22 protein-coding genes are annotated in these 26,331 nt (G+C 68.2%); 8 read left to right on the top strand and 14 right to left on the bottom strand.

The genetic code is table 11. From position 1 onward, the window contains the following. Positions 1–87: 87 nt before the first annotated feature. On the top strand, positions 88–582 hold the full coding sequence (locus ACW9TB_RS12515; protein ID WP_472748137.1) for an Lrp/AsnC family transcriptional regulator: 495 nt from the start codon (positions 88–90) through the stop codon (positions 580–582). Between the two features lie 27 nt (positions 583–609). Here the strand turns inward: ACW9TB_RS12515 and ACW9TB_RS12510 are convergent, their stop codons facing one another. After that, entirely contained in the window at positions 610–1,134 is a 525-nt protein-coding gene (locus ACW9TB_RS12510; RefSeq protein WP_472748136.1) for a DivIVA domain-containing protein, read from the bottom strand. 295 nt (positions 1,135–1,429) lie between these two features. Next, positions 1,430–4,156 (bottom strand): fascin domain-containing protein, encoded by a 2,727-nt coding sequence (locus ACW9TB_RS12505; RefSeq protein WP_472748135.1) that lies wholly within the window; start codon positions 4,154–4,156, stop codon positions 1,430–1,432. 664 nt (positions 4,157–4,820) lie between these two features. On the opposite strand from ACW9TB_RS12505, the gene ACW9TB_RS12500 reads away from it, so the two are divergent. The 4 genes from ACW9TB_RS12500 to ACW9TB_RS12485 all read left to right on the top strand — a co-directional run bounded on the left by ACW9TB_RS12500 (position 4,821) and on the right by ACW9TB_RS12485 (position 12,026). After that, positions 4,821–6,947 carry a ThuA domain-containing protein gene (locus ACW9TB_RS12500; protein ID WP_472748134.1) on the top strand — a complete coding sequence of 709 codons (2,127 nt, stop codon included), beginning with the start codon at positions 4,821–4,823 and terminating at the stop codon, positions 6,945–6,947. A 48-nt stretch (positions 6,948–6,995) separates the two neighbouring features. Beyond that, positions 6,996–10,313: a discoidin domain-containing protein gene (locus ACW9TB_RS12495; protein ID WP_472748133.1), complete on the top strand. Its 3,318-nt coding sequence runs from the start codon at positions 6,996–6,998 to the stop codon at positions 10,311–10,313. Between the two features lie 253 nt (positions 10,314–10,566). Next, positions 10,567–11,358, top strand: a complete 792-nt coding sequence (locus tag ACW9TB_RS12490) for an ATP-binding cassette domain-containing protein (RefSeq protein WP_472748132.1) — start codon at positions 10,567–10,569, stop codon at positions 11,356–11,358. After that, positions 11,355–12,026, top strand: coding sequence for a hypothetical protein (locus ACW9TB_RS12485; protein ID WP_472748131.1), 672 nt, complete (start codon positions 11,355–11,357; stop codon positions 12,024–12,026). The genes ACW9TB_RS12490 and ACW9TB_RS12485 overlap by 4 nt, the downstream gene beginning before the upstream one ends. A gap of 139 nt (positions 12,027–12,165) precedes the next feature. Here ACW9TB_RS12485 and ACW9TB_RS12480 read toward each other — a convergent pair whose 3' ends face one another. The 6 genes from ACW9TB_RS12480 to ACW9TB_RS12455 all read right to left on the bottom strand — a co-directional run bounded on the left by ACW9TB_RS12480 (position 12,166) and on the right by ACW9TB_RS12455 (position 18,089). Further along, positions 12,166–13,653 carry an alpha/beta fold hydrolase gene (locus ACW9TB_RS12480; protein ID WP_472748130.1) on the bottom strand — a complete coding sequence of 496 codons (1,488 nt, stop codon included), beginning with the start codon at positions 13,651–13,653 and terminating at the stop codon, positions 12,166–12,168. 339 nt (positions 13,654–13,992) lie between these two features. Next, a complete protein-coding gene (locus ACW9TB_RS12475; RefSeq protein WP_472748240.1) occupies positions 13,993–14,646 on the bottom strand; it encodes an AAA family ATPase in 654 nt (217 codons plus the stop codon). After that, positions 14,625–14,825 (bottom strand): DUF397 domain-containing protein, encoded by a 201-nt coding sequence (locus tag ACW9TB_RS12470; protein ID WP_472748129.1) that lies wholly within the window; start codon positions 14,823–14,825, stop codon positions 14,625–14,627. The genes ACW9TB_RS12475 and ACW9TB_RS12470 overlap by 22 nt, the downstream gene beginning before the upstream one ends. Before the next feature lie 24 nt (positions 14,826–14,849). Beyond that, a complete protein-coding gene (locus ACW9TB_RS12465) occupies positions 14,850–15,476 on the bottom strand; it encodes a DUF5753 domain-containing protein (RefSeq protein WP_472748128.1) in 627 nt (208 codons plus the stop codon). 195 nt (positions 15,477–15,671) lie between these two features. After that, positions 15,672–16,628 (bottom strand): phage baseplate protein, encoded by a 957-nt coding sequence (locus ACW9TB_RS12460; protein ID WP_472748127.1) that lies wholly within the window; start codon positions 16,626–16,628, stop codon positions 15,672–15,674. A 183-nt stretch (positions 16,629–16,811) separates the two neighbouring features. After that, positions 16,812–18,089, bottom strand: a complete 1,278-nt coding sequence (locus ACW9TB_RS12455) for an ATP-binding protein (protein WP_472748126.1) — start codon at positions 18,087–18,089, stop codon at positions 16,812–16,814. Between the two features lie 188 nt (positions 18,090–18,277). Between ACW9TB_RS12455 and ACW9TB_RS12450 the strand changes: the two genes are divergently transcribed. Continuing rightward, the gene (locus tag ACW9TB_RS12450) at positions 18,278–18,616 is read left to right on the top strand and encodes a PadR family transcriptional regulator (protein ID WP_472748125.1); all 339 of its coding nucleotides are present in this window, start codon (positions 18,278–18,280) and stop codon (positions 18,614–18,616) included. Beyond that, entirely contained in the window at positions 18,613–19,680 is a 1,068-nt protein-coding gene (locus tag ACW9TB_RS12445) for a hypothetical protein (protein WP_472748124.1), read from the top strand. The genes ACW9TB_RS12450 and ACW9TB_RS12445 overlap by 4 nt, the downstream gene beginning before the upstream one ends. A 123-nt stretch (positions 19,681–19,803) precedes the next feature. On the opposite strand, the gene ACW9TB_RS12440 is transcribed toward ACW9TB_RS12445, so the two are convergent. The 3 genes from ACW9TB_RS12440 to rlmN form a co-directional block, all read right to left on the bottom strand. Then, positions 19,804–20,493, bottom strand: coding sequence for a hypothetical protein (locus ACW9TB_RS12440; protein ID WP_472748123.1), 690 nt, complete (start codon positions 20,491–20,493; stop codon positions 19,804–19,806). Further along, on the bottom strand, positions 20,490–21,062 hold the full coding sequence (locus ACW9TB_RS12435) for an RNA polymerase sigma factor (protein ID WP_472748122.1): 573 nt from the start codon (positions 21,060–21,062) through the stop codon (positions 20,490–20,492). Before ACW9TB_RS12435 ends, ACW9TB_RS12440 begins: the two co-directional genes overlap by 4 nt. A 288-nt stretch (positions 21,063–21,350) precedes the next feature. After that, positions 21,351–22,475: a dual-specificity RNA methyltransferase RlmN gene (gene rlmN, locus ACW9TB_RS12430; protein ID WP_472748121.1), complete on the bottom strand. Its 1,125-nt coding sequence runs from the start codon at positions 22,473–22,475 to the stop codon at positions 21,351–21,353. A 72-nt stretch (positions 22,476–22,547) separates the two neighbouring features. On the opposite strand from rlmN, the gene ACW9TB_RS12425 reads away from it, so the two are divergent. Then, entirely contained in the window at positions 22,548–23,639 is a 1,092-nt protein-coding gene (locus ACW9TB_RS12425) for a suppressor of fused domain protein (protein WP_472748120.1), read from the top strand. A 16-nt stretch (positions 23,640–23,655) separates the two neighbouring features. Here the strand turns inward: ACW9TB_RS12425 and ACW9TB_RS12420 are convergent, their stop codons facing one another. The 3 genes from ACW9TB_RS12420 to pyrH all read right to left on the bottom strand — a co-directional run bounded on the left by ACW9TB_RS12420 (position 23,656) and on the right by pyrH (position 26,322). After that, positions 23,656–24,498, bottom strand: coding sequence for a phosphatidate cytidylyltransferase (locus ACW9TB_RS12420; RefSeq protein ID WP_472748119.1), 843 nt, complete (start codon positions 24,496–24,498; stop codon positions 23,656–23,658). Between the two features lie 56 nt (positions 24,499–24,554). After that, positions 24,555–25,112 carry a ribosome recycling factor gene (frr, locus tag ACW9TB_RS12415; RefSeq protein ID WP_472748118.1) on the bottom strand — a complete coding sequence of 186 codons (558 nt, stop codon included), beginning with the start codon at positions 25,110–25,112 and terminating at the stop codon, positions 24,555–24,557. Positions 25,113–25,554: 442 nt separating this feature from the next. Beyond that, positions 25,555–26,322 carry a UMP kinase gene (gene pyrH / locus ACW9TB_RS12410; RefSeq protein ID WP_472748117.1) on the bottom strand — a complete coding sequence of 256 codons (768 nt, stop codon included), beginning with the start codon at positions 26,320–26,322 and terminating at the stop codon, positions 25,555–25,557. Between the last annotated feature and the right edge of the window lie 9 nt (positions 26,323–26,331).

The raw sequence follows: 26,331 nt of genomic DNA, 5'->3' as shown, positions 1-26,331 counted from the left end.
TGACAGAAGCCTCGGAACTGACAGCATGTCGCATCCGAGCCGCAACATGACGGCAACAGCCCCGCAACATGACGCCAGGGAGCGCCCATGACGACGCCGCCCAAGGTTCGCCGGGAGAACGACGCCAAACCCGGCCCCGTCGTCCTCGACGAGATCTCCAAGCAGATCATCGAGCAACTGCAGACGGACGGGCGCAAGCCGTACGCCGCCATCGGCAAGGCCGTGGGCCTCTCCGAGGCGGCCGTCCGCCAGCGGGTCCAGCGCCTGCTCGACGCCGGGGTCATGCAGATCGTCGCGGTGACCGACCCGCTGACCCTGGGTTTCCCCCGTCAGGCCATGATCGGCATCAAGTGCGAGGGTGACCTGGAGACGGTGGCCGACGAGCTGTCGGCGATCAGGGAGATCGACTACGTCGTGCTGACCGCGGGGTCGCTCGACATCATGGTCGAGGTCGTCTGCGAGAGCGACCAGCATCTCCTGGAGATCCTCGGCAAGATCCGGGCCATCCCGACCGTCCGGGCCACCGAGACCTTCGTCTATCTCAAGTTGCACAAGCAAACCTACTCCTGGGGCACCCGCTGATGTTCCACCGCTCTGTGATGGACGCCCTCAGAGGTGCTTTTCCAGCACGTCCGCGAGGTCGGCGAGGAACTCGTCGACCTCGCCGATCGCGTACCCCGGCCGCAGCATCACCGTGGTGAACCTGGCCTCGCGCACGTCTGCGGGGGTGAGGGGCGTGTCGGTGGTGCCACGCAGGGTGGCCACGATCCGGTCGAGGAAGGCGTCCACCTCGTCCTCGTTGTAGCCCATGCCGAGGCGTCCCGGCCTGAAGGCGACCCGCTCGACCCGGGCGGCGTGGTCCTCCGGCTCTCCCCTCCCCGGGTCCTCGGGGGCGGGGCGGCGGGCGGGGACGACCGGGTGCCCGCCCGTCCCGGCGGGCCTGGTCTCGATCGCCACGATGAAGGCCTCGAGCGCGAAGTCGACGGCGATCTCGTGGTAGCCGCCGCGCCTGGTACGGAAACGGGCGCCGCGGATCTCGTCCGCGGTGACCGGCTCCCCCTCGGGGGTGCCCCTGCCGAGGGTGCCCTCGATCCGGCGGACCAGCAGGTCCACCTGGTCCGTGTCGTATCCCATGCGAACCCCGAGAACCCGTGGAAAGCGGTTCAAACCCGCGTCCTTTCGCCTCTCCCCGATCGGCCCTTTATCCGTTGTATCCATTCTGGAGGGGATCGCCGGGGAAAAGCGAGTGTCGGGGACGGGCGTGGACCCCGCCGGGAATCCCTGAAACCGGCCGGACCGGGCAGTCCCGCGAGGACGGCGAAACGCGGGCGTGACAGGCGGGAAACGCGCCTGACAGAGGCGTGACCAGCGGGAACGCCGGAAACCGGGCCCGAAGAGTTCGGGCCCGGCTTCCGGAAAATCCGCTTATTTAGTTATTTATCAGGTCGAAGCTCTCCCAGGGGCCGATCGCGTCGCGGTTGGCGATCAGCGGGTTGGCGCCACCGGCGTCGGCGCACACGAGCTTGCCGTTGACCTGGGCCCTGAGGCTGACCGAGCCGTCCGGGTTGGTGATGAGCTGGAAGGTCTCCCAGGGGCCCACCGAGTCGCGGTTGGCGATGAGCGGCTGGGCACCGGCGCCCTCCGCGGCCACGAACTTGTTGTTGACCCTCGCCCGCAGCGCGATGGTGCCGCCGCTCTGGTTGACCCTGTCGAACTGCTGCGCCGTCCCGACGGACGTCCCGTTCGCGATCAGCGGCGAGCTGGCCGAGGCGGTGACGTACAGGCCGTTGGCCTTGGAGCGCAGGCTGATCGTCCCGTTGCTGGTGCCGCCCGGGAGGCCCAGGGTGGAGGCGGTGCCGCTCAGGGCCTTGACGCCCTGGTTGGCGGAGCCGGTCAGCGTCGTCGAGGCGTAGCCGCTCAGCGGCTTGGCGGTCCGCTCCACGACGTACACGGTGTTGGCGGCGGTGGCGAAGGAGACCTCGCCGGTGGAGACGGTGGTCAGGATGGCGTTGTCGGAGGCGCGGCGCACCCGGATCTGCTGGGTGCCCCAGGGGTTGACCACCGTGGCCTGCTTGCCGTGCTGGCTCCTGAGCCCGACGTACTTGATCTCCCCGGCCTCGCGCTCGGAGCTGACCAGGAAGCCGTCCTTGGCCAGGAGGGTGAACTTGCCGACGAAGGAGGAGTCGCCCGGCACCGCGGGGAACACCCGGATCTTGTCGTTGTAGCTCTGCATGAGCGACTCGTTCAGCGCCGACAGGTGCACGCCGAGGTACTCGAAGACGCCGTTGGTGTTGGTGGTCATGCCGTTGGGGTAGTTCTGGTACCGCTGCAGCATCGTCTTCATGCCCTGGTACGCCTGGTCACCGAGGCCGAGCCGGGCCGCCTGGACCGCGTCGTTGGACCACACGTTGCCGTAGGGGAACGGCCGCTGGTTCCAGGTGTTCACCGCGGTCTGGTAGTCGGGGTAGCCGATGCCGGTGATGTTGTACGGCCAGATCAGCTCGGAGGCGACGTTCTCGTTGTTCCTCGTCTGCGAGATCGGCGGCTGGTGCGGCTGGTAGGCGCCGTTGGCGACGACGTAGGGCGTGAGGTTGTTCACGATGTTCTGCCAGTCGGCGCGCAGTCCGGCGTCGAGGCCGAGCTGCTGGCTGACCTGGATCGTCAGCGGGAAGATGCTGCGCACCGCGGCCAGGTCGGTGATCGCGTTGCGGACGTTCCAGTATGTCTCGTGCGAGTTGGAGTTGGCCATGTAGTACTTGCCGGTCGGCCCGTCGAAGGACAGCAGGCCCTTGTAGAGCTTCGCGGTCTCCCGCATGTACGGGTACGCCACGTCGCGCAGGTAGTTCGCGTCGTTGGTGTAGCGGTACTGCAGGTACATGTTGTACGCGGCCTGGTAGCCGGTCGTCAGGATGTTCTTGGTGTAGTCGCTGTTGATCGTGCCGCGCGCGTTGCCGTCCCAGCCCATGGTCTCGGGCACCCACAGCGCGTCGATCCCGTACCGCGTCTGTGTGTACGACTTCAGCCCGTTGTAGTTACGGCTGTAGAGCCGGTTGAAGTTGTTCATCAGTTCGGTGTGGTTGGAGGCGAAGAACGAGTTGTAGACGTCTCGCTGGTTCCAGTACCAGTAGGCGTTGCTCCACTTGGAGTTGTCCTGCGTGGCGCGGAAGACACCGTTGATGAAGTGCAGCGGGTAGTTGCCGTAGCTGCCCGCGGCGATCATGTACGTGCTGAGGTAGTAGACGTTCTCCAGGTAGTCCGCGTCACGGTTGGAGTTGGAGTACTGGACGAACGACTTGGCCCAGAACGCGTGCCACCAGTTGCGGTAGTTGTTGAACGTGTTGGTGTAGCCGGTGCTCTTGACCGAGGCCAGCTGGCTGCGCGCCTGCGCGACCGAGTCGCGGTTGGGGGCGTTGACGCGGCTCGCGGCGGTGAACCAGATGGTGTAGCTGGAGGTGGGCGTGATGTTCAGCCGCACGTTCCTGCCGTTCACGACCTGGGTGGTGAAGTTCGCGCCCTCGACGGTGGCGGCCATGGTGTAGCCGAAGCCGTTGGCGTCGGTCTGGCCCCGGCTGAAACCGGCCACGTTGGCGTCGGAGAAGGTGGAGATCGTCCGCCAGGTGTTCAGGTCGGGCACGTCCGCGATGTTCTGGACGGTGGCCGGGTCCCACATGCTGAGGTCGAAGGCCACGTTGGACACGCCGCCCCGGGTGTCCTCGACGTGGATGCCCATGACCTCGGAGTTCGGCGACCCCATCACGGTCACGGTCCGGTTGGAGTCGTACTTGGTGGTCAGCGTCCCGTCGTACAACGACAGTCTCTGCTGGAAGTTCGTGTACCCGGTGTCCATCGCCGGGGTGGTGCTGAGGTTCGCCAGGCCCGCCGCGTAGGTCGACTGCTGCGACAGGTCCACCCCCGACACCTGCATCGTGAGGCCGTTCTGGTTCCAGGCCATCGCCCCGGTGCGGCCGTTGCCGACGGTCAGACCCTGGATCGGGTTGGTGTTGGGGCGGTTGTAGACGATGTCGTGCTTCGAGAGGTACGACCCGTAGTCGACCTTCAGGGCCCCGGTCGCCTGGTCGAAGGCCGTGTCACCCGGCGCCGCCCACGCCGGCACGGCCAAGCCGACCGAGGCCAGGCATGTCACGAGGAACCACATGAATAAGAGGCGTACTGGTTTTCTCGACATGATCTTCCTTAATCGCCACCGGGGACGACGGCCACGCCGCCCCGTCCTGACCAAGCGCGCGACTCACCCACCTGCGTGGCCGGCGCCTCCGCTTGGGGGGAGAGCGGGTCGCTTCGGCGGGACGGGGCGGCCGGTGGGTGACGTGATGCGGGGGGAGTACGCCGGGGAGTTAGGGAGCCGCCGCCGGCAATCGGCGACCGGCGGCGGCTCCCTAACTTCCCCGTAGGTGCAGATCCGTCACCGGGACACCTGTGGTCACAGGCCGGGCCTGCTTCACACTCGGTAGATCGGATCTGTCAGCCGTAGTTAACATCGGACGTCTGCGGACGTCAAGATAGGAAATATGCCCTTTGGACAGGAAAAATTTGGCCGCTGATCATAGTAAGTCGCTGACCAGGCCATATTTAGTCCATTTCGGCCGGAAATTACAGCCCGTCGCAGATAAATACATCCGATGTATCAAGATCATTACGGACGGGCCGCGAGTGATTCGCGCGTAACGCGCCCGACGCATTGACGCTTTCGCCGGTCCATGCGAATCTTTTGTCGTACGGCGGCGAATGTCCTGACATCTCCGCCGAAAGGTTGTCACCAGGTGCGGCGGCGCGCTCCTCTACCCCCTAGGAGTAGGCGTATGCGCCGGATCTCGCGGGTTCTCCTCGCGCTGGCCGTCATGATCACCGGAGCTATCGCGCTGATACCCGGTACCGCCTCGGCGGCCCCCCTGACCAAGGTCCTCATCTTCTCCAAGACAGCCGGTTTCCGGCACTCCTCCATCCCCTTCGGGATCACCGCCATCCAGCAGCTCGGCGCGGCCAACGGCTTCACCACCGTCGCCACGGAGGACGCCGGGGCCTTCACCGCCGCCAACCTCGCCCAGTACCAGGCGGTCATCTGGCTGTCGACCACCGGCGACGTGCTCAACGCCGCGCAGCAGACCGCGTTCCAGTCGTACATCGCGGGCGGCGGCGGGTACGTCGGCGTCCACGCCGCGTCCGACACCGAGTACGACTGGCCCTGGTACGGCGGCCTGGTCGGGGCGTACTTCGCCTCCCACCCGGCCACCCAGCAGGCGACGATCCGCGTCGAGGACAGGTCGAACCCGTCCACCTCGCACCTGGCGCCCACCTGGACCCGCACCGACGAGTGGTACAACTACCGCACCAACCCGCGTAGCGCCGCCAAGGTGCTGGCCAACCTGGACGAGTCGTCCTACAGCGGCGGCGGCATGGGCGCCGACCACCCGATCACCTGGTGCCAGGACTACCAGGGTGGCCGGGCCTGGTACACCGGCCTCGGTCACACCGACGAGTCCTACGCCGACCCCAACTTCACCAAGATGCTGCTCGGCGGCATCCAGGTCGCCGCGAAGGCGAAGGCCGCCGACTGCCGTCCCGAGACCGGCTACACGCCGCTGTTCGACGGTACGCAGGCCAGCCTGAACCAGTGGCGGCAGGCCGGTGCCGGCAGCTTCACCCTCGCCAACGGCACGCTGTCCTCCGTCGGCGGCATGGGCCTGCTCTGGTACCCCGTCTCGACCTTCTCCAACTACTCGCTCAAGCTCGACTGGATGATGCCGGGCGACGACAACGGCGGCGTCTTCATCGGCTTCCCCGACCCGGGCAACGACCCGTGGCAGCCGGTCGACCTGGGACACGAGATCCAGATCGACGCCACCGACGCCGACCCCACCCGGACCACAGGCAGCGTCTACAGCTTCAAGGCGCCCGACACCGCCGCCCGCGCCGCCGCGCTCAACCCGCCCGGCTCGTGGAACACCTACGAGATCGCGGTACACGGGCAGCGCGTCGAGATCTACCTCAACGGCACCAAGATCAATGACTACACGAGCACCCGGAACATCGCCAACGGCTACATCGGCGTCCAGAACGACGGTGCCGGGCTCGACATCAACTACCGCAACATCCGCATCAAGCAGGACGGCCCGACCAACCCCCCGACCAGCGACCTCGCACAGGGCAAGCCGGTCACGGTGAGCAGCGTGGAGACCGGCAGCGCGCACGTCGGGGCGAACGCGGTGGACGGCAACCCCGGCACCCGCTGGGGCAGCGCCTACGCCGACCCGCAGTGGATCAGCGTCGACCTGGGGGCGAACTACAACCTCAACCGGGTCCGGCTGAACTGGGAGGCCGCCTACGGCAAGGCGTACCAGGTCCAGACCTCCACGAACAACACCACCTGGACCAACGTCTACTCCACCACGACTTCAGACGGTGGTGTGGATGATCTGACCCTCACCGGGACCGGCCGCTACGTGCGCGTCTACGGCACCCAGCGCTCACTCCCCGCCTACGGCTACTCGCTGTGGGACCTCAACGTCTACGGCACCCCGGCCACCTCGAACCCCACCACCCTGCTGTCCACCGGCAAGCCGGTCACGACCAGCAGCGTGGAGACCGGCAGCGCGCACGTCGGGGCGAACGCCGTGGACGGCAACCCCGCCACCCGCTGGGGCAGCGCCTACGCCGACCCGCAGTGGATCACCGTTGACCTGGGCGCCACCCGCACCATCAACCGCGTCCGCCTGAACTGGGAGGCCGCCTACGGCAAGGCGTACCAGGTCCAGACCTCCACGAACAACACCACCTGGACCAACGTCTACTCCACCACCACGAGCGACGGTGGTGTGGACGACCTCACCGTCACCGGGACCGGGCGTTACGTCCGCGTCTACGGCACCCAGCGCTCGCTCCCCGCCTACGGCTACTCGCTGTGGGACCTCGACATCTACGGCACCTGACGCACCCTCCCCGCACGCATCTGCCTTTTCACCCCCCAGGAGACCTTCGTGTTAGGTTTCACGCGCCTTCGTACGGCCTTAGGCGTTCTCGTCCTCGCTCTCGCCACCGCCGCGGCGGGAGCCACCGGCACCACCGCGGCGGCGTCGACCACCTCCACCTCCACGTCGGGCGCCGCCGCCGCCTTCGCTCCCCCGCCGACCAGCGCCTTCGAGAAGGTCAAGCTGGACGGCGGGCTCTCGATGGGTGAGCCCATCGAGCTCTCCGTCCTGCCCGACGGCAAGGTCCTCTACATCAACCGGGGCACCACCTCCGGCGGCGGCCAGGTCCGCCTGTACAACCCCACGACCAAGGCCACGACCGTCGCGCTCACCGTCCAGCTGGACGCGCGCTTCGAGGACGGGCTCATCGGCATCACCCTGCACCCGCAGTTCGCCACCAACCGCTGGGTGTACCTCTTCTACTCGCCCAAGGTGACGCCGCTGGTGAACCGGATCTCCCGGTTCACCTTCAACGCCACCACCAACGTCCTCGACCCGGCCAGCGAGGACATGATCATCGAGTGGCCCACCGAGCGTGAGCTGTGCTGCCACTCGGCCGGTTCGATGAGCTGGGACACCAACAACAACCTGTACTTCGCCGTCGGCGACAACACCAACTCCGGCGGCGACTCGGCGGGCATGGCCCCGATCGACGAGCGCACCAGCCGCAACCCGCAGTACGACGCGCAGCGCACCTCCGGCAACACCAACGACCTGCGCGGCAAGATCAACCGGATCCACCCGGAGAACAACGGCACCTACACCATCCCCGCGGGCAACCTCTTCGCGCCGGGCACCGCGCAGACCAGGCCCGAGATCTACATCATGGGCACCCGCAACCCGTACCGGATCTGGGTCGACAAGAAGTCGAACAACACCCTGCACTGGGGTGAGGTGGGCCCCGACGCGAACGCGACCCTCGCCAACCGAGGCCCCGCCGCCTACGACGAGTTCAACCGCGCCACCGGCCCCGGCAACTACGGCTGGCCCTACTGCGGTGGTCCCAACGTCGCCTACAACGACTGGGACTTCGCGGCGAACGCCCCCCGGGGCTGGTTCCCCTGCGGCGGCACGACGGGACCGGTCAACAACTCGCCGCGCAACACCGGCCTCCAGCAGCTCCCCCCGACCAAGCCGTCGCTGGTCTGGGAGCAGCACGGCGGCAGCAGGGAGTGGCCCGCCCTGGACAACCCCGGCGGCTGCGGCTCTCCCAACCACTCCGAGGTCTACCACTACGACCCGAACCTCGTCTCGGACGTGAAGTGGCCCGCCTACTACGACAACAAGCTGCTGATCTCCGAGTACTGCCGTAACTGGATCAAGGAGGTCCAGTTCAACAACGGCAACCCGACCACCGGGACGCCGACCATCATCGAGCCGGTGCTCGCGGGGATGAACCTCGTGCACCCCATCGACATGGAGTTCGGCCCCGACGGCTCGCTCTACCTGCTGGAGTACGGCAGCGGCTACTTCTCCGGTGCCGCCGACGCCGGGCTCTACAAGATCAACCACGTGCAGGGCGGCCGGTCGCCGATCGCCCAGGCCACGGTCAACCGGGACAACGGGCTCGCCCCGCTGGCGGTCACCTTCTCCAGCGCCGGGACCTCCGACCCCGACGGTGACGCGCTCACCTACGCCTGGGACTTCGACGACAACGGCACCGTCGACTCCACCGCCGCCAACCCCTCGTACACCTACACGACCAACGGCGACAAGCGGGCCCGGCTCACCGTCAGGGACGCGAGCAACCGCACCGGGACCGTGGTGATCCCCATCGTGGTGGGCAACAACCGGCCCACCGTGACGCTGAACGGCCTGCCCGCGGGAGGCATGTACAGCTGGGGTGACGACCTGATCTCGACCGCGTCCGCGACCGACGCGCAGGACGGTACGCCTCCCTGCGCCAACGTCGTCATCCGTGCCGCGCTCGGCCACCAGGAGCACGCCCACGAGGAGGGCCAGGGCACCGGCTGCGGCTTCACCGTGAACACCGGCCCGATCCACGCCGGGCTCGACGCCGTGCAGTTCTTCGTGATCCGCAGCAGCTACACCGACCGAGGCGCGACCGGCTCCGTCCCGCTCACCGGCGAGAAGGAGATCACGCTCTGGCCCAAGCAGTGGCAGGCCGAGCACTACGCGCAGCTCAACGGCCCCAAGGTCGTCGACCAGGCGGCGGCGGAAGGCGCCAAGCGGCTCGGTGACATCCAGAACGGCGAGTGGGTCAAGCACCACGCCGTCAGCCTCAAGGGCATCACCGGGGTGAAGGCACGTGTCTCCTCGGCCAACGCGGGCGGCGTCCTGTCGTTCCGCTTCGACTCGCCCACCGGCCCCGAGGTCGCCCGCGTCACGGTCGGCGGGACCGGCGGCTGGGACAACTACGCCGAGGTGACCGCCCCGGTCACCAAGCCCGACGACAACACCCACGACCTGTATCTCGTCTTCACCGGGAGCGGCACCGGCGCCCTGTTCGACCTGGACAGCTACACCTTCACCGGTGCCGGGGCCAGCACCCCGCCCGGCAACCCCGACCCGGGCGGCGACATCGCGCGGGGCAAGCCGGTCACGACCTCCAGCGTCGAGGAGGGCAACGTGCTCGTCGGGGCGAACGCGGTGGACGGCAACTCGGCCACCCGCTGGGGCAGCCTCTACACCGACCCGCAGTGGATCACCGTGGACCTGGGGGCGAACTACAACCTCAACCGGGTCCGGCTGAACTGGGAGGCGTCCTACGGCAGGGCCTACCAGGTCCAGACCTCCACCAACAACACCACCTGGACCAACATCTACTCCACAACCACCGCGGACGGCGGTGTGGACGACCTCACCGTCAGCGGCACCGGCCGTTACGTCCGCGTCTACGGCACCCAGCGCGCCCTCACCTTCGGCTACTCGCTGTGGGACCTCAACGTCTACGGCACCCCCGCCACCTCGAACCCCTCGCTGCTCTCCGTCGGCAAGCCGGTCACGACCAGCAGCGTCGAGGAGGGCAACGGTCGGGTCGGGGCCCTGGCCGTGGACGGCGACCCCGCCACCCGCTGGAGCAGCCTCTACAGCGACCCCCAGTGGATCACGGTCGATCTGGGCGCCACCCGCACCATCAACCGCGTCCGCCTGAACTGGGAGGCCGCCTACGGCAGGGCCTACCAGGTCCAGACCTCCACCAACAACACCACCTGGACCAACGTCTACTCCACGACCACTTCGGACGGCGGTGTGGACGACCTCACCGTCAGCGGCAGCGGACGCTACATCCGCGTCTACGGCACCCAGCGCTCACTGCCCGCCTACGGCTACTCCCTGTGGGACTTCGACGTCTACGGCACCTGACCCGGCGGACGCGAAGCTAAAAAACTGAACGATATATAAACCCGACACCAACGGAGACCTCGCTTCACGCGGGGTCTCCGTTGCCGTTCCTGTCTTCACCGGAGGCATTCCGGGAGGACGGGAGCGGCAACCTGGGTACCCGCGACGAGTCGCGGCACCGAACGACCGCGACCAGTGGCGACAGGCAACGGACAACGGACAACTCGGGTAACGAACGACCGTAATGCGGATGATCACGGTAGGGTTGCGGCTTATGCGGCTCTCCACGGTGTCCTTCCGATACTCGCGGCGCGGCCCCTGGGTCCTGCGGGATGTCGAGCTCACGCTCCATCCCGGTTCCGTCATCGAGGTCACCGGCCGCAACGGCGCGGGAAAGTCAACGCTGCTGCGGTTGCTCGCGGGCTTCGTCCCCCCGTCCCGGGGCTCGATCTCCGACCGGCCCGGCGTCGTCGGCTACGCCCCGGACGTGTTTCCGGTGGACCAGCCGTTCACGGTCGCCGCCTACCTCGCCCACATGGCCAGGATCCGGGGCGTCTCCACCGCCTCCGCCGCCAAAGACCTGGCGGAACGGCTGAACGCGACCCACCTGCTGGAACAGCCGCTCGGCGACCTGTCCAAGGGCAGCGCGCAGAAGGTGGGGCTCATCCAGTCACTGCTGGCCCCGCCGGACCTGCTCATCCTCGACGAACCCTTCGCCGGGCTCGACGAGCAGACCCGCGCCGAACTCCCCGTGATCATCGAAGAGATCGCCGCACGCGGCGGCACGGTCGTGGTCAGCGACCACCAGAAACAACTCCAGGACTTCCCCGGCGCCGACCACTGGCTCGTCGCGGACGGCGACGTCACCACCGGCACCCGCGCCCCCTCAGCCCTCCCCAGCCCCGAGGCACTCCCCCGGATCCCCCGGGACGCCTCGAAGGAGCCCTCGCCGCTCCCTCGCCCCTCCCCGCAGGTGGTCATCGAGGTGCTCGTGGACGCGGACGACGCCGACGAGGTGGAGCAGAAGCTCCGCGCCGACGGCTACCTCACCAGGCGGTCATCATGATCCACCTCGTACGCTTCAAGCTCTCCGCCTACGCCCGGTCGCACCGGCTGCTCCAGCCGATGATCGGGCTCTTCGCGATGCTGATCATCTTCTACTCCACGCTGACCCCACCCGGCAGGGAGCTGTCCGCGTACGCCGACTCGGCCGGGCTGCTGATCCTCATCTTCGCCTGGGCCGCCCGGGGGCTGCTCGACACCGAGCCCCCGACGCAGCGGCTGATCTCCATGACGGCCGCCGGACGGCCCGGCCGCGAGATCGGGGCCGGACTGCTCGCCGCGCTCACCGTCTGCCTCGGTATGGCGGCGATCGCGGTCGGGATGCCGCTGGTCATCGGCTTCGCCGCCATGCCCACCCCCGCCGACCTGGCGCTCGGCATCGCGCTGCACGTGCTCGGCGTGAGCGTGGGAACGGCCCTGGGCGCCCTGACCAGCCGCCCGATCCTGGCCTCCCCCGCCGTCTCGATGCTCGCCCTCTTCGGCGGCTACCTCGCCCTGCTGCTGATCAGCCTCACCCCCGCGGGCCGCCTCCTGGTGCCGATCATGCCCTGGATGCGCGCCGCCAACGCCGGACTGCTCGACACCGTCCTCCTCCCCATCGCCGCGGCCACCCTCTTCTGGTCCGCCGCGAGCATCGTCCTGTACACGCGCCTGCGCCGCCTGAACCCCTGACGAGGCCCGTAACACAGGCGTGGGTGTCGCCGAACCACCGGACTCGCGTGGTTCGACGACACCCACTCACTCGACAGCCGTACAGCTCTTACCCGGTCTCACCCGGACGAGCCGCCCGGGTTGAGGCCCGCCTCCGGACCTAGAACGCCCAGTGGTTCTGGCCGGTCGGCCACGTCCGCGACGGCGCCTGCTGCTTGAGCACACTCTCCTCGGGCGTGCCCACGGCACAGCGCGTACCGTGCGGCGGCACCTTCAGCGAGATCAGGTACTCGTCGAAGATGTCCGTCTGACACTTGTCCTTGCCGTAAATGCGGTGTCCCCAGCCCTCGTATGTGAGCAACACCGCCTTGGACCCGAGCTGACGGGCCGCGTTGGCGGACCAGATCCACGGAGTGGCCGGATCGTGCAGGGAGTTCCCGAGCAGCAGCGGGGCGTCGCCCGTGTATCGCAGTGCGTGCGGCGCGTTGGTGGTCGGGTAGTTCATGCAGATCGGCAGGTCGTCGACCGGGTACGGGTGGTACCCCGTGTCGGGTGCGAGCGCGCCGGAGACACGCATGAGCGCGGCGTACTCCGAGTAGTTACGCACCTGGAGGTTGTAGTCCTGGCAGAGAACCGCGGTCGGCAGATGCGCGACGTCCCCCTCCACGGGCTGCCGTCCGGACAGCGGGGGCACCCACTCCGGCTGCGGCCCGCCGTTCAACCAGTTGATCACCTCGCCCAGGATCTGCCAGGCCGGCCCCTCCGTGCCCAGCGCGGCGTTGTAGACGACCTGCAACTCGGTCATCGTCTGGCCCGTGCTCGGGTACTTCAGTTCCCCGCGCCGCGCCTTCTCCCGCAGGTCCTTCCAGATCCCACGGATGTCACGCCCGTTCAGGACGCAGCTGGTGTCCTGCTCGCACCAGCCGACGAACTCGTCGAACGCGTCCTCGATGGCGATCGCCTCGGTGGCCAGGAAGCCCGCGACGCCGAGACTGTGGTCCATGTTGCTGTCGAGCCCGAGGGCCCGGACCCGGCCGGGGAACAGCTCGGCGTACATCTGGCCGATCAGCGTGCCGTACGAGATCCCGTAGTAGGTGAGCTTCTCCTCACCCAGGGCGGCGCGCAGCGCGTCCAGGTCACGTGCGACATCTGCGGAGTCGACGTGGTCGTACAGCGGGCCGGTACGCGCGCGGCAGTCGGCGTGCAGCTTCTTGGTGAACGCGTTCCAGGCGTCGAAGTCGGCCTGGCTCTTCATGACGGTGTGCGGCATCCGGTTGTACACCGACGCCGAGCAGATCACCGGGTTGCTGCGCCCCACGCCCCGGGGGTCGAACCCGACGATGTCGAACCGTCGCTGCAGTTCCTCGGTGTAGGAGCCGGGAGCGCCGTACACGGCCTCCACCCCCGACCCGCCCGGACCACCGGGATTGATCACCAGCGAACCGACCCGCGCGGCCGGATCCGTGGCCTTCCGCCGCGCGACGGCGATGTCGACCTTCGCCCCGTTCGGCTTCGACCAGTCGATGGGCACGCTCAGCGTGCCGCACTCGGCGGCAGGCTCCTCTTCACAGGGCGCCCAGGCGATGGCCTGCGCCCTCACTACCTCGGTGTCCGCGTTGGCGACCCCGATCGGTGAAACCGTCACCATCGCCAGGAGGACGGCGAACCAAGAGGTTCTTCTTCGCACAATGCTCCAGTCTCTAGTCGATCTTCCCTCGTAACGGGCGACGCTAGCGGATCACCACATATTCAAAGGCCAAAACCGGAGAAAACAGCACTATTTCCTCCAAACAGGCATCCGACCCGATAGGATCCGCGCCCCGTCATCGACGCGGACGACAACACCGCCACACGGACACACGACCGGCGAAACAGAACCCACCGCGAAGGCCCCCGGAGTCCTCTCGCGAGCGCTTGGAAACCGACGAGCCACTGGCCGACATCGCCCCGCACATAACCGGTGTGAGCGCGGGAACGGCCCCTTTGGTCAGTCAGCGTCGGTGGCTGTGTCCAGGGCGTACCGCAGGTAGAAGTCCGGCTTGGCGAGGAAGCGTCGCCAGTGATCGACCAGTTGGAGGTTTTCCCACTTGGTGGTGCGGATGCCGTGGTCGCCGAGTTCGATGATCTGCGCACCGGGGAGGCTGGTGAGGATCGGCGAGTGGGTGGAGCAAATGATCTGCCCGCCCTCGTCCGCGACGCGGGCCATGAGGCCGACCAGGCGCACGCATGAGTGGAACGAGAGGGCCGCCTCGGGTTCGTCCATGAGGTAAAGCCCCGGCCCGGTCACCATGCGTTCCAGGACGATGAAGAACCCTTCCCCGTGGGATTGCTCGGTGAGATCTTCCTCCCAGAACCCGGGCAGGCCGGAGACGTTCTGTCCGAGGTTGAAGAGAGTTTCGGCGCGGAGGAAGAACGCCCGGCGCTTGGTACGGGGGCCGCGAAGAAGACGAAGGCCGGTGGTGGTGAGGTCGGCGTCCATGACGTCCCCGAGGGGTGTGGCGGGGCCTGTGCTGGCGTATCGGGTGCCTGCCTTGCCGCCTTCGGAGTTGATGCCGCAGACGTCGGCGATCGCTTCCATGACGGTGGACTTCCCGGAGCCCTTCTCTCCCACCAGGAATGTCACGGGGGTGGTGAACTCCAGGCCGTGTTCGGAGAGGTGGCGGATGGGTCTTTGGAGTCGCGGACAACGAACAACTCGGTCACGCCTGTCTTGTGGCTGGCCAGGGCCGTATCACCTGGGATTACCGCCACCTCGACACAGCTGGCTCCGCCGTCGCCGCTGGCGGAAGATTTCACCCATCGAGCCGACGAGAGGTCCATCTCGGGTGTACCTCCTACTTCATGCTAAGAGATTTCGTCCACCACTCGCGCGAGCAAGGCCCGTGAATCATCTGGGCTGAGCGCTCGGGCGCGGAGGTGGTCAAAAAGACTGACGTAGGTGTCGACGTCTGGCGCCTGCTCCAGATAGAGGGAGCCTCGCCGGTACTCAACGTACACGACGCTTGGATCACCGGCGAAGCCCAGCAGGTGGTAGGCACCGTGCATGGCCAGGTGAGCCCCGGCGCTGAAAGGAAGCACCTGGAGCGTGATGTTGTTAAGCCGCGATGCCTGAGTGAGCTTGTCGAGCTGTTCACGCATGGTCTCAGCTCCTCCCACCATCCTTCGCAATGCTCCCTCACCGATCACGACCCACAGTTCCGGCGCATCGGCTGCCAAGAGTTTCTCTTGGCGCTTGAGGCGAACCGCAACCCGGCGGTCAATCTCCTCATCGGATGGAACGATCAGTTCGGACTGGAAGAGCGCCCCCATGTAATTTTCCGTCTGCAGTCGCCCGTCGATCTGCTCATTTTCCCAACTGCAGATCTTGGAGGCCTCCTCCTCTAAACCGACGTAGACCTCGAACCATTGCGGGATGGCTCCGCTGTACGCCTGCCACCATCCCCGCCGACGGGCGTCACGGGCCAGCGTCATGAGTACGTCGTCGGCCTGTGCGACGTCCGCTGCGGAGCGACCGTGGAGGAACTCGCCCGCAACCTGGAAGAGGAGACGCGACTGGAGAACCAGCCCTGGCGACGCGTGCCGTTGACCTCGACGCCATAACCCATGACCAGGCGCACCCTGTACCGGACTGGCCGGGGTGACCGGAAACCGGGGCGCTCTCGGCTGTCAGACGAGGGCGGTCTTGTAGAAGACGCTGGCCTTCCTCGCTCCCGCGACGCCCGAGGCGAGTCCCAGGCACAGGCGGGGCGCACCGCCCGCGATCTGGATCGCCATGCCCTCCGGCTCCCGGAAGTCCAGGGACTTTCCGGCCTGGGTGAGCGACCGCTGGACCTTACCGCCCGTACGCAGATCGACGCAGGTGATGTAGGCGTTGCCCGGAGCAGGGTTGGAGGTGCTGTAGGCGGTGCCGTCCAGGAGGTACAGGTAGTTCCCGTAAGCGGTGTAGCCCTGGAAGACGCCCAGCCCCGACGGCTGTGCGATGTCGAACAGCGGGGTGGCCGTTCCGCTTTTGAGCGCCGACAGGGAGTACGCCGCGTAGCGCGCCTTTCCGTCGACCCAGTAGCGCATGATCAGCCGCTTGGTGGAGGGGTCGATCGCACACGTGGTGCTGGTCGCGCCCGCGATCGGCGCGTACTTGGTGAGAGCGGAGGAGGACGCGGTCAGGGTCTGGCCGTTGACGAACTTGAACCGGGCCAGCCTGTTGCCCCAGGCGTTGGTACCGTCGCTCACGGCGTTGGTCTCGGTCCACAGGTAGGCCGAGGTCCCCGACGGCTCCACTCCGATCTGGACGCCGTGCCCGAAGCCCATCAGGTACATGTGCCCGAGCACCGTTCCGGTCAGGCTGAGTTTGGTCAGGCAGAGGTTGCCCGCCGCCGCCGACCCCGAGCCGTTCTTCACCTGGACCACGTAGATGTGTCCGTTGGTGTTGTCGAAGCCGAACGACTGCAGCACCGTCTCGTCGTGGAGGGCCTTCTTCCAGATCAGCTCCGTCGCGGGTGCGGCCAGGTCGAACCGGTCCGCCACGGTTTCCGCGGCGGCGCCCCGGACGTCGGCGAAGCCGCCCAGGGCCGTCGCCGCGGCGGCGCCGGTGGCGGTCTTGAACAGGCCCCTACGAGTGATCATCCGCGACAGATACGGCATAGAGGAATTCATCCCGTTTCGTTCAGTGGCGTCAGAGAACCCGTCAATCTCTATCACCCTGAAGATCACGACAACATTAGAACGGACTAAATCCCGCATAACGGACCGATCCAAGCGGGCCAGAGCAACTCGGTCTCCCCCGAGGCCTGAGCGATCGCCGAACGGCTACCTACGCGGAGCGGCGACCTCCCAGAGGGCGCTCACCGGCATGGCACGCATGCGGTCGCCGAACGGGAGTGTCTGCGCCCCCGTATAGAGGACGATTCCCACCGCGAAGTCATCGCCGAGGCGGGCCGCGAGGTGTCGCAGTCCCCTGAAGTCGTCCGGTCGCACCGTCGACGACGCCTTCACCTCTATGCCGACCACGCGCCCCTGGCGACTCTCCAGGACGGCGTCGACCTCGACCTTGTCCTTGGTCCGGTAGTGGAACAGCTCCACGCGTTCGTCGGACCAGGTGAGCTGGCGAGCCAGCTCCATGAGGACGAAGCCCTCCAGGAGCGGGCCGAAGGCACCTTCGGGACGCACCAGGCTCCTGGAGTCGGCCCCCAGGAGGTTCGCCGCGATCCCGGAGTCGACGAAGGCCATCTTGGACGTCCCGATCGCACGGCTGCCGAGGTTGCGTGACCAGGAGGGGATTCGCTTGATCAGGAAAACCTCTTCCAGCAGGCCAAGGTAGCGATGGATCGTGCTCGCGGAGAGCCCGATCCCGTTGCTCAGGGATCCGGGCACCAGCAACTGGCCCGACCGGGCGGCCAGCAGCCGGACCAGGGCCCGCATCTCCGAGGTCCGCTCGATCTCCGCGAGCTGGCTCACGTCACGCGCGATGAGATCCGCGACGTACGAGTCGAGGAACCGCTCCCGTCTGTGGACGTTGGGCCGCGAGACCGCCTCGGGGAATCCGCCCCGGACCAGGCGTTCCGCGTACTCGGCGCGACCGACCTCGGAGGTGTGGTGCAGGTTTTCAGGCTCGGCGAAGACGGCGTCCACGAACCCGTCGGCCGTACCGTCGATCTCGCCCTGCGAGAAGGGCCACAGCTCGATGGTCTCCATCCGGCCGGGCAACGCGTCGGGAAGCCCCCGGAGCCCGAGCACGCGCGCCGATCCGGTCAGCAGGTATCGGCCCGGCCTCGGATCGGTGTCCACCTGTTCCTTGATGGCGAGCAGCAGCTCGGGGGCTCGCTGGATCTCGTCGATGACCATGAGCTCGGGAAAGTCCACGAATCCGGCGGGATCGGCGAACGCGGCCTGGCGGGCGGCGGGGGTGTCGAGGTTGCGCCACTCTCCGGCGCGTCCCTTGGCGAGGAGCCGGACCAGGGTGCTCTTACCGCACTGGCGTGCCCCCGTCACGAGAGTGACGCGGGTGTCGGTCAGGGCCTCCTCGACGAGTCTTTCCGCACGTCGTGGAATGACCCTGCCGAGAGGAGTCTGTGAGCCGCTGACCATGGGGTAAGCATGCCACAGCGGGAGGTCTGGTGACAGGTTGGTCGCTAGGTTGCTGACAGGTTGGTCGCTACTTTGCTGACGGGATGGTCGCTGGGTTGCTGACGGAATGGTCGCCACATCGCGGGCACGGCGAGATGTCCTTCGGTCTGGCTCGCCCAATATCCTGGCTTCCACGATATATTGTGCCCATGAGCCAACGAACGATGACGGAACCCGCGTTTCTCGTCCTCACCGCGCTGGTCGACGCTCCACGGCACGGCTACGGGATCGTGCAGGAGGTCGAGAAGCTGTCCGAGGGGCGGGTGCAGCTGAAGATCGGCACGCTGTACGGCGTGCTGGACCGGCTGGCCGCCGACGAGCTGGTGGTGCTGGACCGCGAGGAGGCTCAGCAGGGGCGGCTGCGCCGCTACTACCGGCTCACCGAGTCCGGGGCGCGAGCCCTGGAGGCGGAGGCCGCCCGGCTGGCCGAGAACGTCAGGACCGCCCGCGAGCGGCTGAGCGTCCGGCACGCGGGAGGTCTGGCGTGAGCCTTCTGGAAGACCGCTACCGATACGTGCTGCGCCTGCTGCCCGCCTCCTACCGCGCCGAGCGGGAGGAGGAGATGGTCTGCGCGTTCATGGAGGGGGCGGGCGGCCTCTCCGACGCCGACAACCCCCGGCCGCGCTGGTCGGAGGTCGCCAGCGTGGCCGCCCTGTCGGTGCGGGTGCGTCTGGGGGGTGTCGGCGCGGCGCCGCGCTTCCTCGCCTGGGGCGAGGCGGTCCGCCTGGTGGCCGTGCTGGGATTGTTCTTCCACGCGGCGGTGAGCTGCGCCTGGCTCCTGGACCTCCTGAGGCTCTACGGAACCGCCGACTACCAGGCCACCCTCGGCGGCACCGGGTCGGCACAGCGGCTGTGGAGCATCGTGCAGGTGCTCGGCTACCTGCTGTGGATCTCGGTCTTCGTCTCGCTCCTCCGAGGCCACCCGCGCATCGCGAAGATCCTGGCACTGCTCGCCCTCGCGCTGTTCTACAGCCCCGGCCTCCAGGGCGGGATCCCGTTCAGGAGTGAGGATCTCGTGTACAGCCTCCTGTTCGTGGTCCCCGTGCTCGCCCTGGCGGCCGGATTCCACCGTGACGCGCCACGGGCACACCGCCCCTGGTGGAAGGCCCTGCTGCCCGTCGCCGCCGGTGTCACGCTGTACGCGATCATGAGCGCGCTGGGCTCGCTGGGGATGGCGCGGATCGTCGACTGGCGGGTCTGGTCATGGTTCCAGCCCTGGCTGAGCACTTCGGGGCTGGCCTGCCTGGCGTTCCTGGTCGCGAGCGCGTTCCTGTTCGGGACGCGTCCGTGGGCTCCGGGGGGCGGGCGCGGCCCCGCCCTGCCGCTGGCGCTGGCCATCCTGTCCGTGCCGGTGCTGCTCGCCCACGTTTCCCACCTGACCCTCGACGCCGCCGACCCCGCCACCCGCGTCATCGCGGCCGTGAACCTCGGCCAGCTGGTCGCGGTGCTGCTGTGCGGCCTGGCGCTCACCGGCCTGGCGGTCAGGGCGATGCCCGCCCTGCCCCAGGTACCCCCGCCGCTCCCCTCCGACCAACGGCCCGAAGACCGCTGACCGGCCTGACCGGTGTGGCGTACGGCTTCGGCGTACGGCGTGACCGGCCACCGGAGCCACTCGGCGCTCGAAGGCGCCCGCCACGGCGGGCGCCTTCTCCGGAGGTCCCGGGGAGCGGAAAGGTCAGCTACCCGCGGGCGGGAACGCCTCGGGGTTCTTCACCGGGTCGAGGGGGGCGTCCCAGGACGGGTCCTTGACGACCGTGCACGGTTTGACGGGGCCCTCGGCGAGCCGGAAGGAGTACTGCCAGAGCACTCTCGGCTTCTCCGGCCCCGAGGTCTGGTCCGCGTTCTCGGCGAACTCCATGACCACGCGCTGCTCCGGCTTGATCTCCTTCGGGTAGATCTTCACCCCGCCGGGAATCCTGTCGTACACCCTCTCCGCGGGCGAGTTCTCAAGCGCTTTCCTTATCCGTGCCATGACGGCGGGGTCCTTGCTCTTCAACTCCTCCGGAGTGAAGGTCGACTCCCCCACGCCCGTGAACCGCTCCGGGGCGCACCACGTGCCGGGCTTGAGGTAGGAGATGTCGGCCTCCACCCCCAGGTCGGCCAGATCCTGTTCGACCTGGCCGGGGTCGCGGAACTCCTTGATCTTCAGCGTGATCGACCCGTCGTCGCCCCGCGTCAGCGCGTACGCGGGGTTCTCCGACCCCGTCATCAGCGGTACGGCCACCAGCGCCGCGGCGGCGATGCCCGCGACCGCCGCCGCCCCCGCCAGCAGGCGGCGGCGCGGCCTCGAACGGACCGGCCCCCGCGCGGCCCTTTCGCCGATCTCTGTCTTGAGCTCCATGAGCAGTCTCTCCTCGAAGTTCATCGGAGTCCTTCCATGACAGCGGGAGGGATGACGCCGGGAACGTGGCGCAGTGACTGGCGGGCGCGGTGCAGCCGGACCCTGGCGGTCCCCTGCCGGATGCCGAGTGCCGTAGCCGCCTCCGCCACGGAGAGCTGGTCGACGACGACCAGTTCCAGGACGGCGCGCTCGCTCTCGGGCAGTCCGGCCATGGCCTCGAAGGCCCGCCGGGCCGTGCTCTCCGCGTCCAGCCGCTCCTCCATACGCGTCAGGTCGTCCGCGTCGAGGAGACGGCGTCCACTGATCCTGCTGGCGAGACGCATCTCACGTGCCGCCCGCCGCCGCTCGGCGGACAGGGTGTTGCGTGCCACGCCGTACAGCCAGCCGATCTCACTGCCCAGGCCGGAGCGGTAGGTGTGCGCCGAGTCGAGCACCGCGACGAAGACCTCGGCGACCAGGTCGGCCACCGTGTGGGGGTCGTCCACTCGCCGGGCCAGAAATCGCGTGACCGCTTCGACGTGGCGCCGGTAGAAGGCTTCGAAAGCCTCGGGGTCGGTGGAGATCTCCGCCAACCCCGTCTGTTTGAGGCGCACCGGCCATGTTCCCTTCGTCGTCCTCCCGAATACACCACTGCTTGGAAGGAGACCGACAAAGCGTTACATGAACGGGTGAGTCAGCCCGTCGACGCGCACTTCCTGGGGGCTGGGATCATGCCCCGGAATGGACGAGGATCCGGACGAGGTCGGCGATGCGGCGGGAGCGCGGGGCGGCGGGGAGCGCCGCCCCGGGGGAGTGCCCCGAGGCGGCGGTCGGCGCCTGGGTGGGCGCAGCCGTACGGTAACGGTCGGCGCCTCGGGAGAGGCGGCCGTGCGGTGGGAAAGCTACTCGGCGGCGGCGAGCTGGCCGCAGGCGCCGTCGATCTCGCGGCCACGGGTGTCGCGGACCGTCACCGGCACGCCGTGGTACTCCAGGCGGCGGACGAAGGCCCGCTCGTCCTCCGGGCGGGAGGCGGTCCACTTCGAACCCGGGGTCGGGTTGAGCGGGATCAGGTTGACGTGCACGAGCTTGTTCTTGATCAGCTTGCCGAGCAGGTCGGCGCGCCACTCCTGGTCGTTGATGTCCTTGATCAGCGCGTACTCGATGGAGACCCGGCGCTTGGTCGTGGCCGCGTAGTCCCAGGCCGCGTCGAGGACCTCGGCGACCTTCCAGCGGGTGTTGATCGGCACCAGCGTGTCGCGGAGCTCGTCGTCGGGGGCGTGCAGCGAGAGCGCCAGCGTCACCGGCAGGCCCTCGGCCGCGAGCTTGCCGATCGCGGGGACCAGGCCGACCGTGGAGACGGTGACGCCCCGGGCGGAGATGCCCAGGCCGTCGGGGGCGGGCTCGACCATGCGGCGGACGGCGCCGATCACGGCCTTGTAGTTGGCCAGCGGCTCGCCCATGCCCATGAAGACCACGTTGCTGACCCGGCCGGGACCACCGGGAACGTCACCGGCCGCGAGCGCGCGGGCCCCGGCGACGACCTGCTCGACGATCTCGGCGGTGGTCATGTTGCGGGTCAGGCCCGCCTGTCCGGTGGCGCAGAACGGGCAGTTCATCCCGCACCCGGCCTGCGACGACACGCACATGGTCGTACGGTCGGTGTAGCGCATGAGGACCGACTCGACCAGCGCGCCGTCGAAGAGCCGCCACAGCGTCTTGCGGGTGGTCCCCGCGTCGGTGGTCATCTCCCTGACCGAGGTCAGCAGGTTGGGGAACAGCGCGGCGGCGAACTTCTCCCTGGCCGAGGCCGGGAGGTCCGTCATCAGCTCGGGATCGCCGTTGAGCTTCTCGAAGTAGTGCCGGGAGAGCTGGTCGGCGCGGAACGGCTTCTCGCCCAGCTCGGCGACGACCGCCCGGCGCTCGGCCATGGTCAGGTCGGCCAGGTGGCGGGCGGGCTTGGCCCGGCGCGGCGCCACGAAGGTGAGCTGGCCGGGTACGGGGGTCCCGGACGGGCTGACGGTCGACAAGTCCAACGCCTTCTCTCAACGGTTACGCGAATGCTCGAAGCGGTGCCCGACAGTGATCTAGAGTCCGGAGGTATGGCGACAAACCGCCCCACGGGCCCCGCGGAAGAGCGGGGAGACGGCGTCGAGGTCGTACTTACCGACGTCAATCCCTACGGAAGCCGCACCCTGGTGGTCGAACGCGACGAGACTTCCTCGGTAGCTTACCTGTGCGGACCGGGGGGAATGGTGCACGGAGCCGTCTGGCTGGCCAACCACCGCCCGGCCCCGGACGGGATCGCCCCGGAGCGCCTGAACTCCGAACTGCCGCCGATGGCCCCCCGGGCGAACACCCGGCACCCCGAGGGCCGGGGCCCGCTGGGCGCGCTGCGATCACTGTGGTTCGAGGAGGGCGACGGCGTCGCCCTGTACGAGAACGACGAGCTGCTCGCGGTCATTCCTGGGTGGGCGGACATGAGCCGGGGAATGCCCGGCTACTCCCGCGACGCGCTGGGCGAGTCCCCGTTCGCCTGGTCGCTGGAGGAGGCCCACGACGGCCTGGCCTCCCGGATCGCCAAGGCCCGCGCCTACTGGGAGTGGCGCGGAGGAGACGGCGCCTGGGCCTCGTTCCAGCAGTTCGTGATGGGCCACCTGGACCGCAGGATCGGTACCGCGGGCAGGTTCTGGGACGCGGGGGGCGAGCGGATGCCCGCGGTGGGCATCACCGAACGCCCGCCGGAACGGGACAGGGAGCACACGATCCTGTCCACGGTCGGGATGAGCTGCCAGCGGATGCCCACCGTCGAGCAGTACATCGACCGGCCCGACGCGTACGCCCGGGTGGAGCTCGCCGTCGCCTCCCCCGGCGACGCCCGCGACGCGGCCCGGCTGTTCCTGTGGCTGGGGCAGTACCCATGGCACTCGGTCACCTGGCTGGGCCACGGCCACACCGCCAAGTGGTACCACCGGCCGGAGACCTTCCCGCTCGGCTCCGCCTACGGCGGCGTCATGATGCTGACCGGGCTGCCAGGACTACCCGACATGTCGGGCTTCTCCTTCGGGGGCGACGCCGTGCAGTGGCTCTGGCTCGTCCCGATCACCCCGGACGAGCTGAACCTGGTCTCGGCCCAGGGCTACCGGGCGGTGCTCCCCCGCCTGTCCGCGACCCGGCTCACCACCGCGAGATGACAGGTCGGAACGGTGGTCAGACCAGCAGGGTGAGCAGGATCCAGACCGGGATCAGCGCGGCGACCAGGGAGTCGAGGCGGTCCATCATGCCGCCGTGGCCGGGAAGCACGCTGCCCATGTCCTTGACGCCGAGATCGCGTTTGATCACCGACTCGACGAGGTCGCCGAGCGTGGCGAAGACCACCACGACCGCGCCGATGAGGACGCCCTTCCAGATGTCGTCCTCCAGCAGCCACGCCACCAGCCAGCCGCCCACCGCCATGCAGGCCAGCGCCGACCCGGCGAAGCCCTCCCAGGTCTTCTTCGGGCTGATCACCGGGGCCATCTTGTGCCTGCCGAGGGAGATCCCGGCGAAATACCCGCCGATGTCGCTCGCGGCGGTGGTGGCGATGAAGACGACCACCCGGTCCGCGCCCTGGTCGGGGTTGGCGAGCAGCAGCGCCACGAACCCGACGAGCAGGGAGGGGTAGACGACGACCAGGATGGTCGCGGCGGTGTCGCGGACGTAGTTCTCGGTGCCCAGGAACATCCGCCAGATCATCAGCCCGAGCACGGTCATCGCGAAGACGCCGACCAGCCAGGCGGTCCCGCCCCAGTAGGCGCCGGCCAGCATCCCGGCCATGCCCGCCAGAACCGGGATCAGGGGGACGCGGGTGCCTCTGGCCTCGAACGACCGGACCAGCTCCGTCACGCCGATGCCCACCGCCGCGATCACCACGGCGAGGAAGAGCACCTTCACGAAGTACAGGGAGGCGATGATGACCGCCGCCAGGGCGAGCCCCACCGCCGCTGCGACGGGGAGATTCCGGCCGGTACGGCTACTGCCCGCCACGGGTTCCACAGGGGGTCCTACTTTCATACCTACACAAAATCCTTGCCCCGCACGGACGGCCCGCGCGGGACAAGGATCGTGGCTCAGACCTCAAGCAGCTCGGATTCCTTGTGCTTGAGCAGCTCGTCAATCTTGGCGACATGCTTCTGGGTGAGGTCGTCGAGCTCCTTCTCCGCCCGGCGCACCTCGTCCTCACCGGCCTCGCCATCCTTGATCAGCTTGTCCAAGGTCTCCTTGGCGTTGCGACGGATGTTGCGAATCGAGACCCTGGAGTGCTCCGCCTTGTTCCGGGCGACCTTGATGTACTCCTTGCGGCGATCCTCCGACAGCTCGGGGAAGGCCACCCGGATCACCACTCCGTCGTTACCGGGGTTCACACCGAGGTCCGAGTTGCGGATCGCCTTCTCGATCGCCGCCATCGAGCTCTTGTCGAAGGGCTGGATGATGACCATGCGCGCCTCGGGCACGTGGAACGAGGCGAGTTGCTGAATGGGGGTGGGTGTCCCGTAGTACTCAGCGCTGATCTTGTTGAACATCGACGGGGTGACACGACCTGTGCGGATGCCCGCGAAGTCGTCCTTCGCCACCGACACGGCCTTGTCCATCTTTTCCTCGGCTTCGAGGAGGGTTTCGTCGATCACAGCGGCTCCCTGTCTTCTCGGTCACTCCCCATCCTCACGCACTTCGCGGGACGTCATCACGCCGCGGGCCCACTGGACCGCCACGGTCGCGTACCGCTCAGCTCGTTACGTCAGGTTCGCACCCTGTCTTCTCGGTCACGCGCCCCTCCTCACTCGCTTCGCGGGACGCTCCTACCTCGCGTACCACTCCACTCGCTACGTCGGGCTCGCTCCCTGTCCTCTGGTCGCTCACCACTCCTCACTCGCTTCGCGGGACGCTCCTACCTCGCGTACCACTCCACTCGCTGCGTCGGGCTCGCTCCCTGTCCTCTGGTCGCTCACCACTCCTCACTCGCTTCGCGGGACGCTCCTACCTCGCGTACCACTCCACTCGCTGCGTCGGGCTCGCTCCCGTTGCCGTACCGGCCCTGTCGCCGCGCCGGCCTGTCGCCATGCCGGCTCGCTACCGTGCGGGGCTCACCAGCGTGCCGATCTTCTCACCGCGTACCGCCCGCAGGATGTTGCCCTCACCCATGAGGTCGAAGACCACGATGGGAAGGCTGTTGTCCATGCACAGGCTGATGGCGGTGGCGTCCATGACTCCGAGACCGCGGGTCAACACCTCACCATATTCGAGATGGTCGAACCGGACGGCGTCGGGGTTCTTGCGGGGGTCGGCGTCGTAGACGCCGTCCACCTGGGTGCCCTTGAGCAGCGCCTCGGCACCGATCTCCAGCGCTCGCTGCGCGGCGCAGGTGTCGGTGGAGAAGAACGGCGAGCCGAGCCCCGCCCCGAAGATGACCACGCGGCCCTTCTCCAGGTGACGGATGGCCCGGCGGGGCAGGAACGGCTCGGCGACCTGCTGCATGGTGATCGCCGTCTGGACGCGGGTGTCGATGCCCCGCTTCTCCAGGAAGTCCTGGAGGGCCAGGCAGTTGATGACCGTGCCGAGCATGCCCATGTAGTCGGCCCTCGCGCGGTCCATGCCGCGCTCGGACAGGGCGGCGCCCCGGAACATGTTGCCGCCGCCCACGACGACCGAGACCTGCACGCCACCGCGTACGGCCTCGGCGATCGAGTCGGCGAGGTGGCCCACGACGCCCGGATCGATGCCCAGCGGCTCTCCGCCGGCGAACGCCTCCCCGGACAGCTTCAACATCACCCGCTTCCAGCGAAGCGGGTCCGAGTACGAAGAAACCGCCGGCGTAGCGGGTCCTGTGTTCTCCTGCACGGCGGCGGC

This window comes from Streptosporangium sp. H13245 (assembly GCF_055690525.1).
Note: the sequence above shows the minus strand (reverse complement) of the source record. Positions and strands in the feature narration are given on the sequence as shown.

Coding starts and splice junctions, on each gene's coding strand:
- ACW9TB_RS12420 (WP_472748119.1), bottom strand. CDS start 24,498: ATGAAAGTAGGACCCCCTGTGGAACCCGTGGCGGGCAGTAGCCGTACC.
- ACW9TB_RS12515 (WP_472748137.1), top strand. CDS start 88: ATGACGACGCCGCCCAAGGTTCGCCGGGAGAACGACGCCAAACCCGGC.
- ACW9TB_RS12455 (WP_472748126.1), bottom strand. CDS start 18,089: ATGGTCAGCGGCTCACAGACTCCTCTCGGCAGGGTCATTCCACGACGT.
- ACW9TB_RS12500 (WP_472748134.1), top strand. CDS start 4,821: ATGCGCCGGATCTCGCGGGTTCTCCTCGCGCTGGCCGTCATGATCACC.
- ACW9TB_RS12480 (WP_472748130.1), bottom strand. CDS start 13,653: ATGGTGACGGTTTCACCGATCGGGGTCGCCAACGCGGACACCGAGGTA.
- ACW9TB_RS12440 (WP_472748123.1), bottom strand. CDS start 20,493: ATGAACTTCGAGGAGAGACTGCTCATGGAGCTCAAGACAGAGATCGGC.
- ACW9TB_RS12490 (WP_472748132.1), top strand. CDS start 10,567: ATGCGGCTCTCCACGGTGTCCTTCCGATACTCGCGGCGCGGCCCCTGG.
- ACW9TB_RS12485 (WP_472748131.1), top strand. CDS start 11,355: ATGATCCACCTCGTACGCTTCAAGCTCTCCGCCTACGCCCGGTCGCAC.
- ACW9TB_RS12505 (WP_472748135.1), bottom strand. CDS start 4,156: ATGTGGTTCCTCGTGACATGCCTGGCCTCGGTCGGCTTGGCCGTGCCG.
- ACW9TB_RS12450 (WP_472748125.1), top strand. CDS start 18,278: ATGAGCCAACGAACGATGACGGAACCCGCGTTTCTCGTCCTCACCGCG.
- ACW9TB_RS12470 (WP_472748129.1), bottom strand. CDS start 14,825: ATGGACCTCTCGTCGGCTCGATGGGTGAAATCTTCCGCCAGCGGCGAC.
- ACW9TB_RS12465 (WP_472748128.1), bottom strand. CDS start 15,476: ATGACGCTGGCCCGTGACGCCCGTCGGCGGGGATGGTGGCAGGCGTAC.
- ACW9TB_RS12460 (WP_472748127.1), bottom strand. CDS start 16,628: ATGATCACTCGTAGGGGCCTGTTCAAGACCGCCACCGGCGCCGCCGCG.
- ACW9TB_RS12510 (WP_472748136.1), bottom strand. CDS start 1,134: ATGGGATACGACACGGACCAGGTGGACCTGCTGGTCCGCCGGATCGAG.
- ACW9TB_RS12425 (WP_472748120.1), top strand. CDS start 22,548: ATGGCGACAAACCGCCCCACGGGCCCCGCGGAAGAGCGGGGAGACGGC.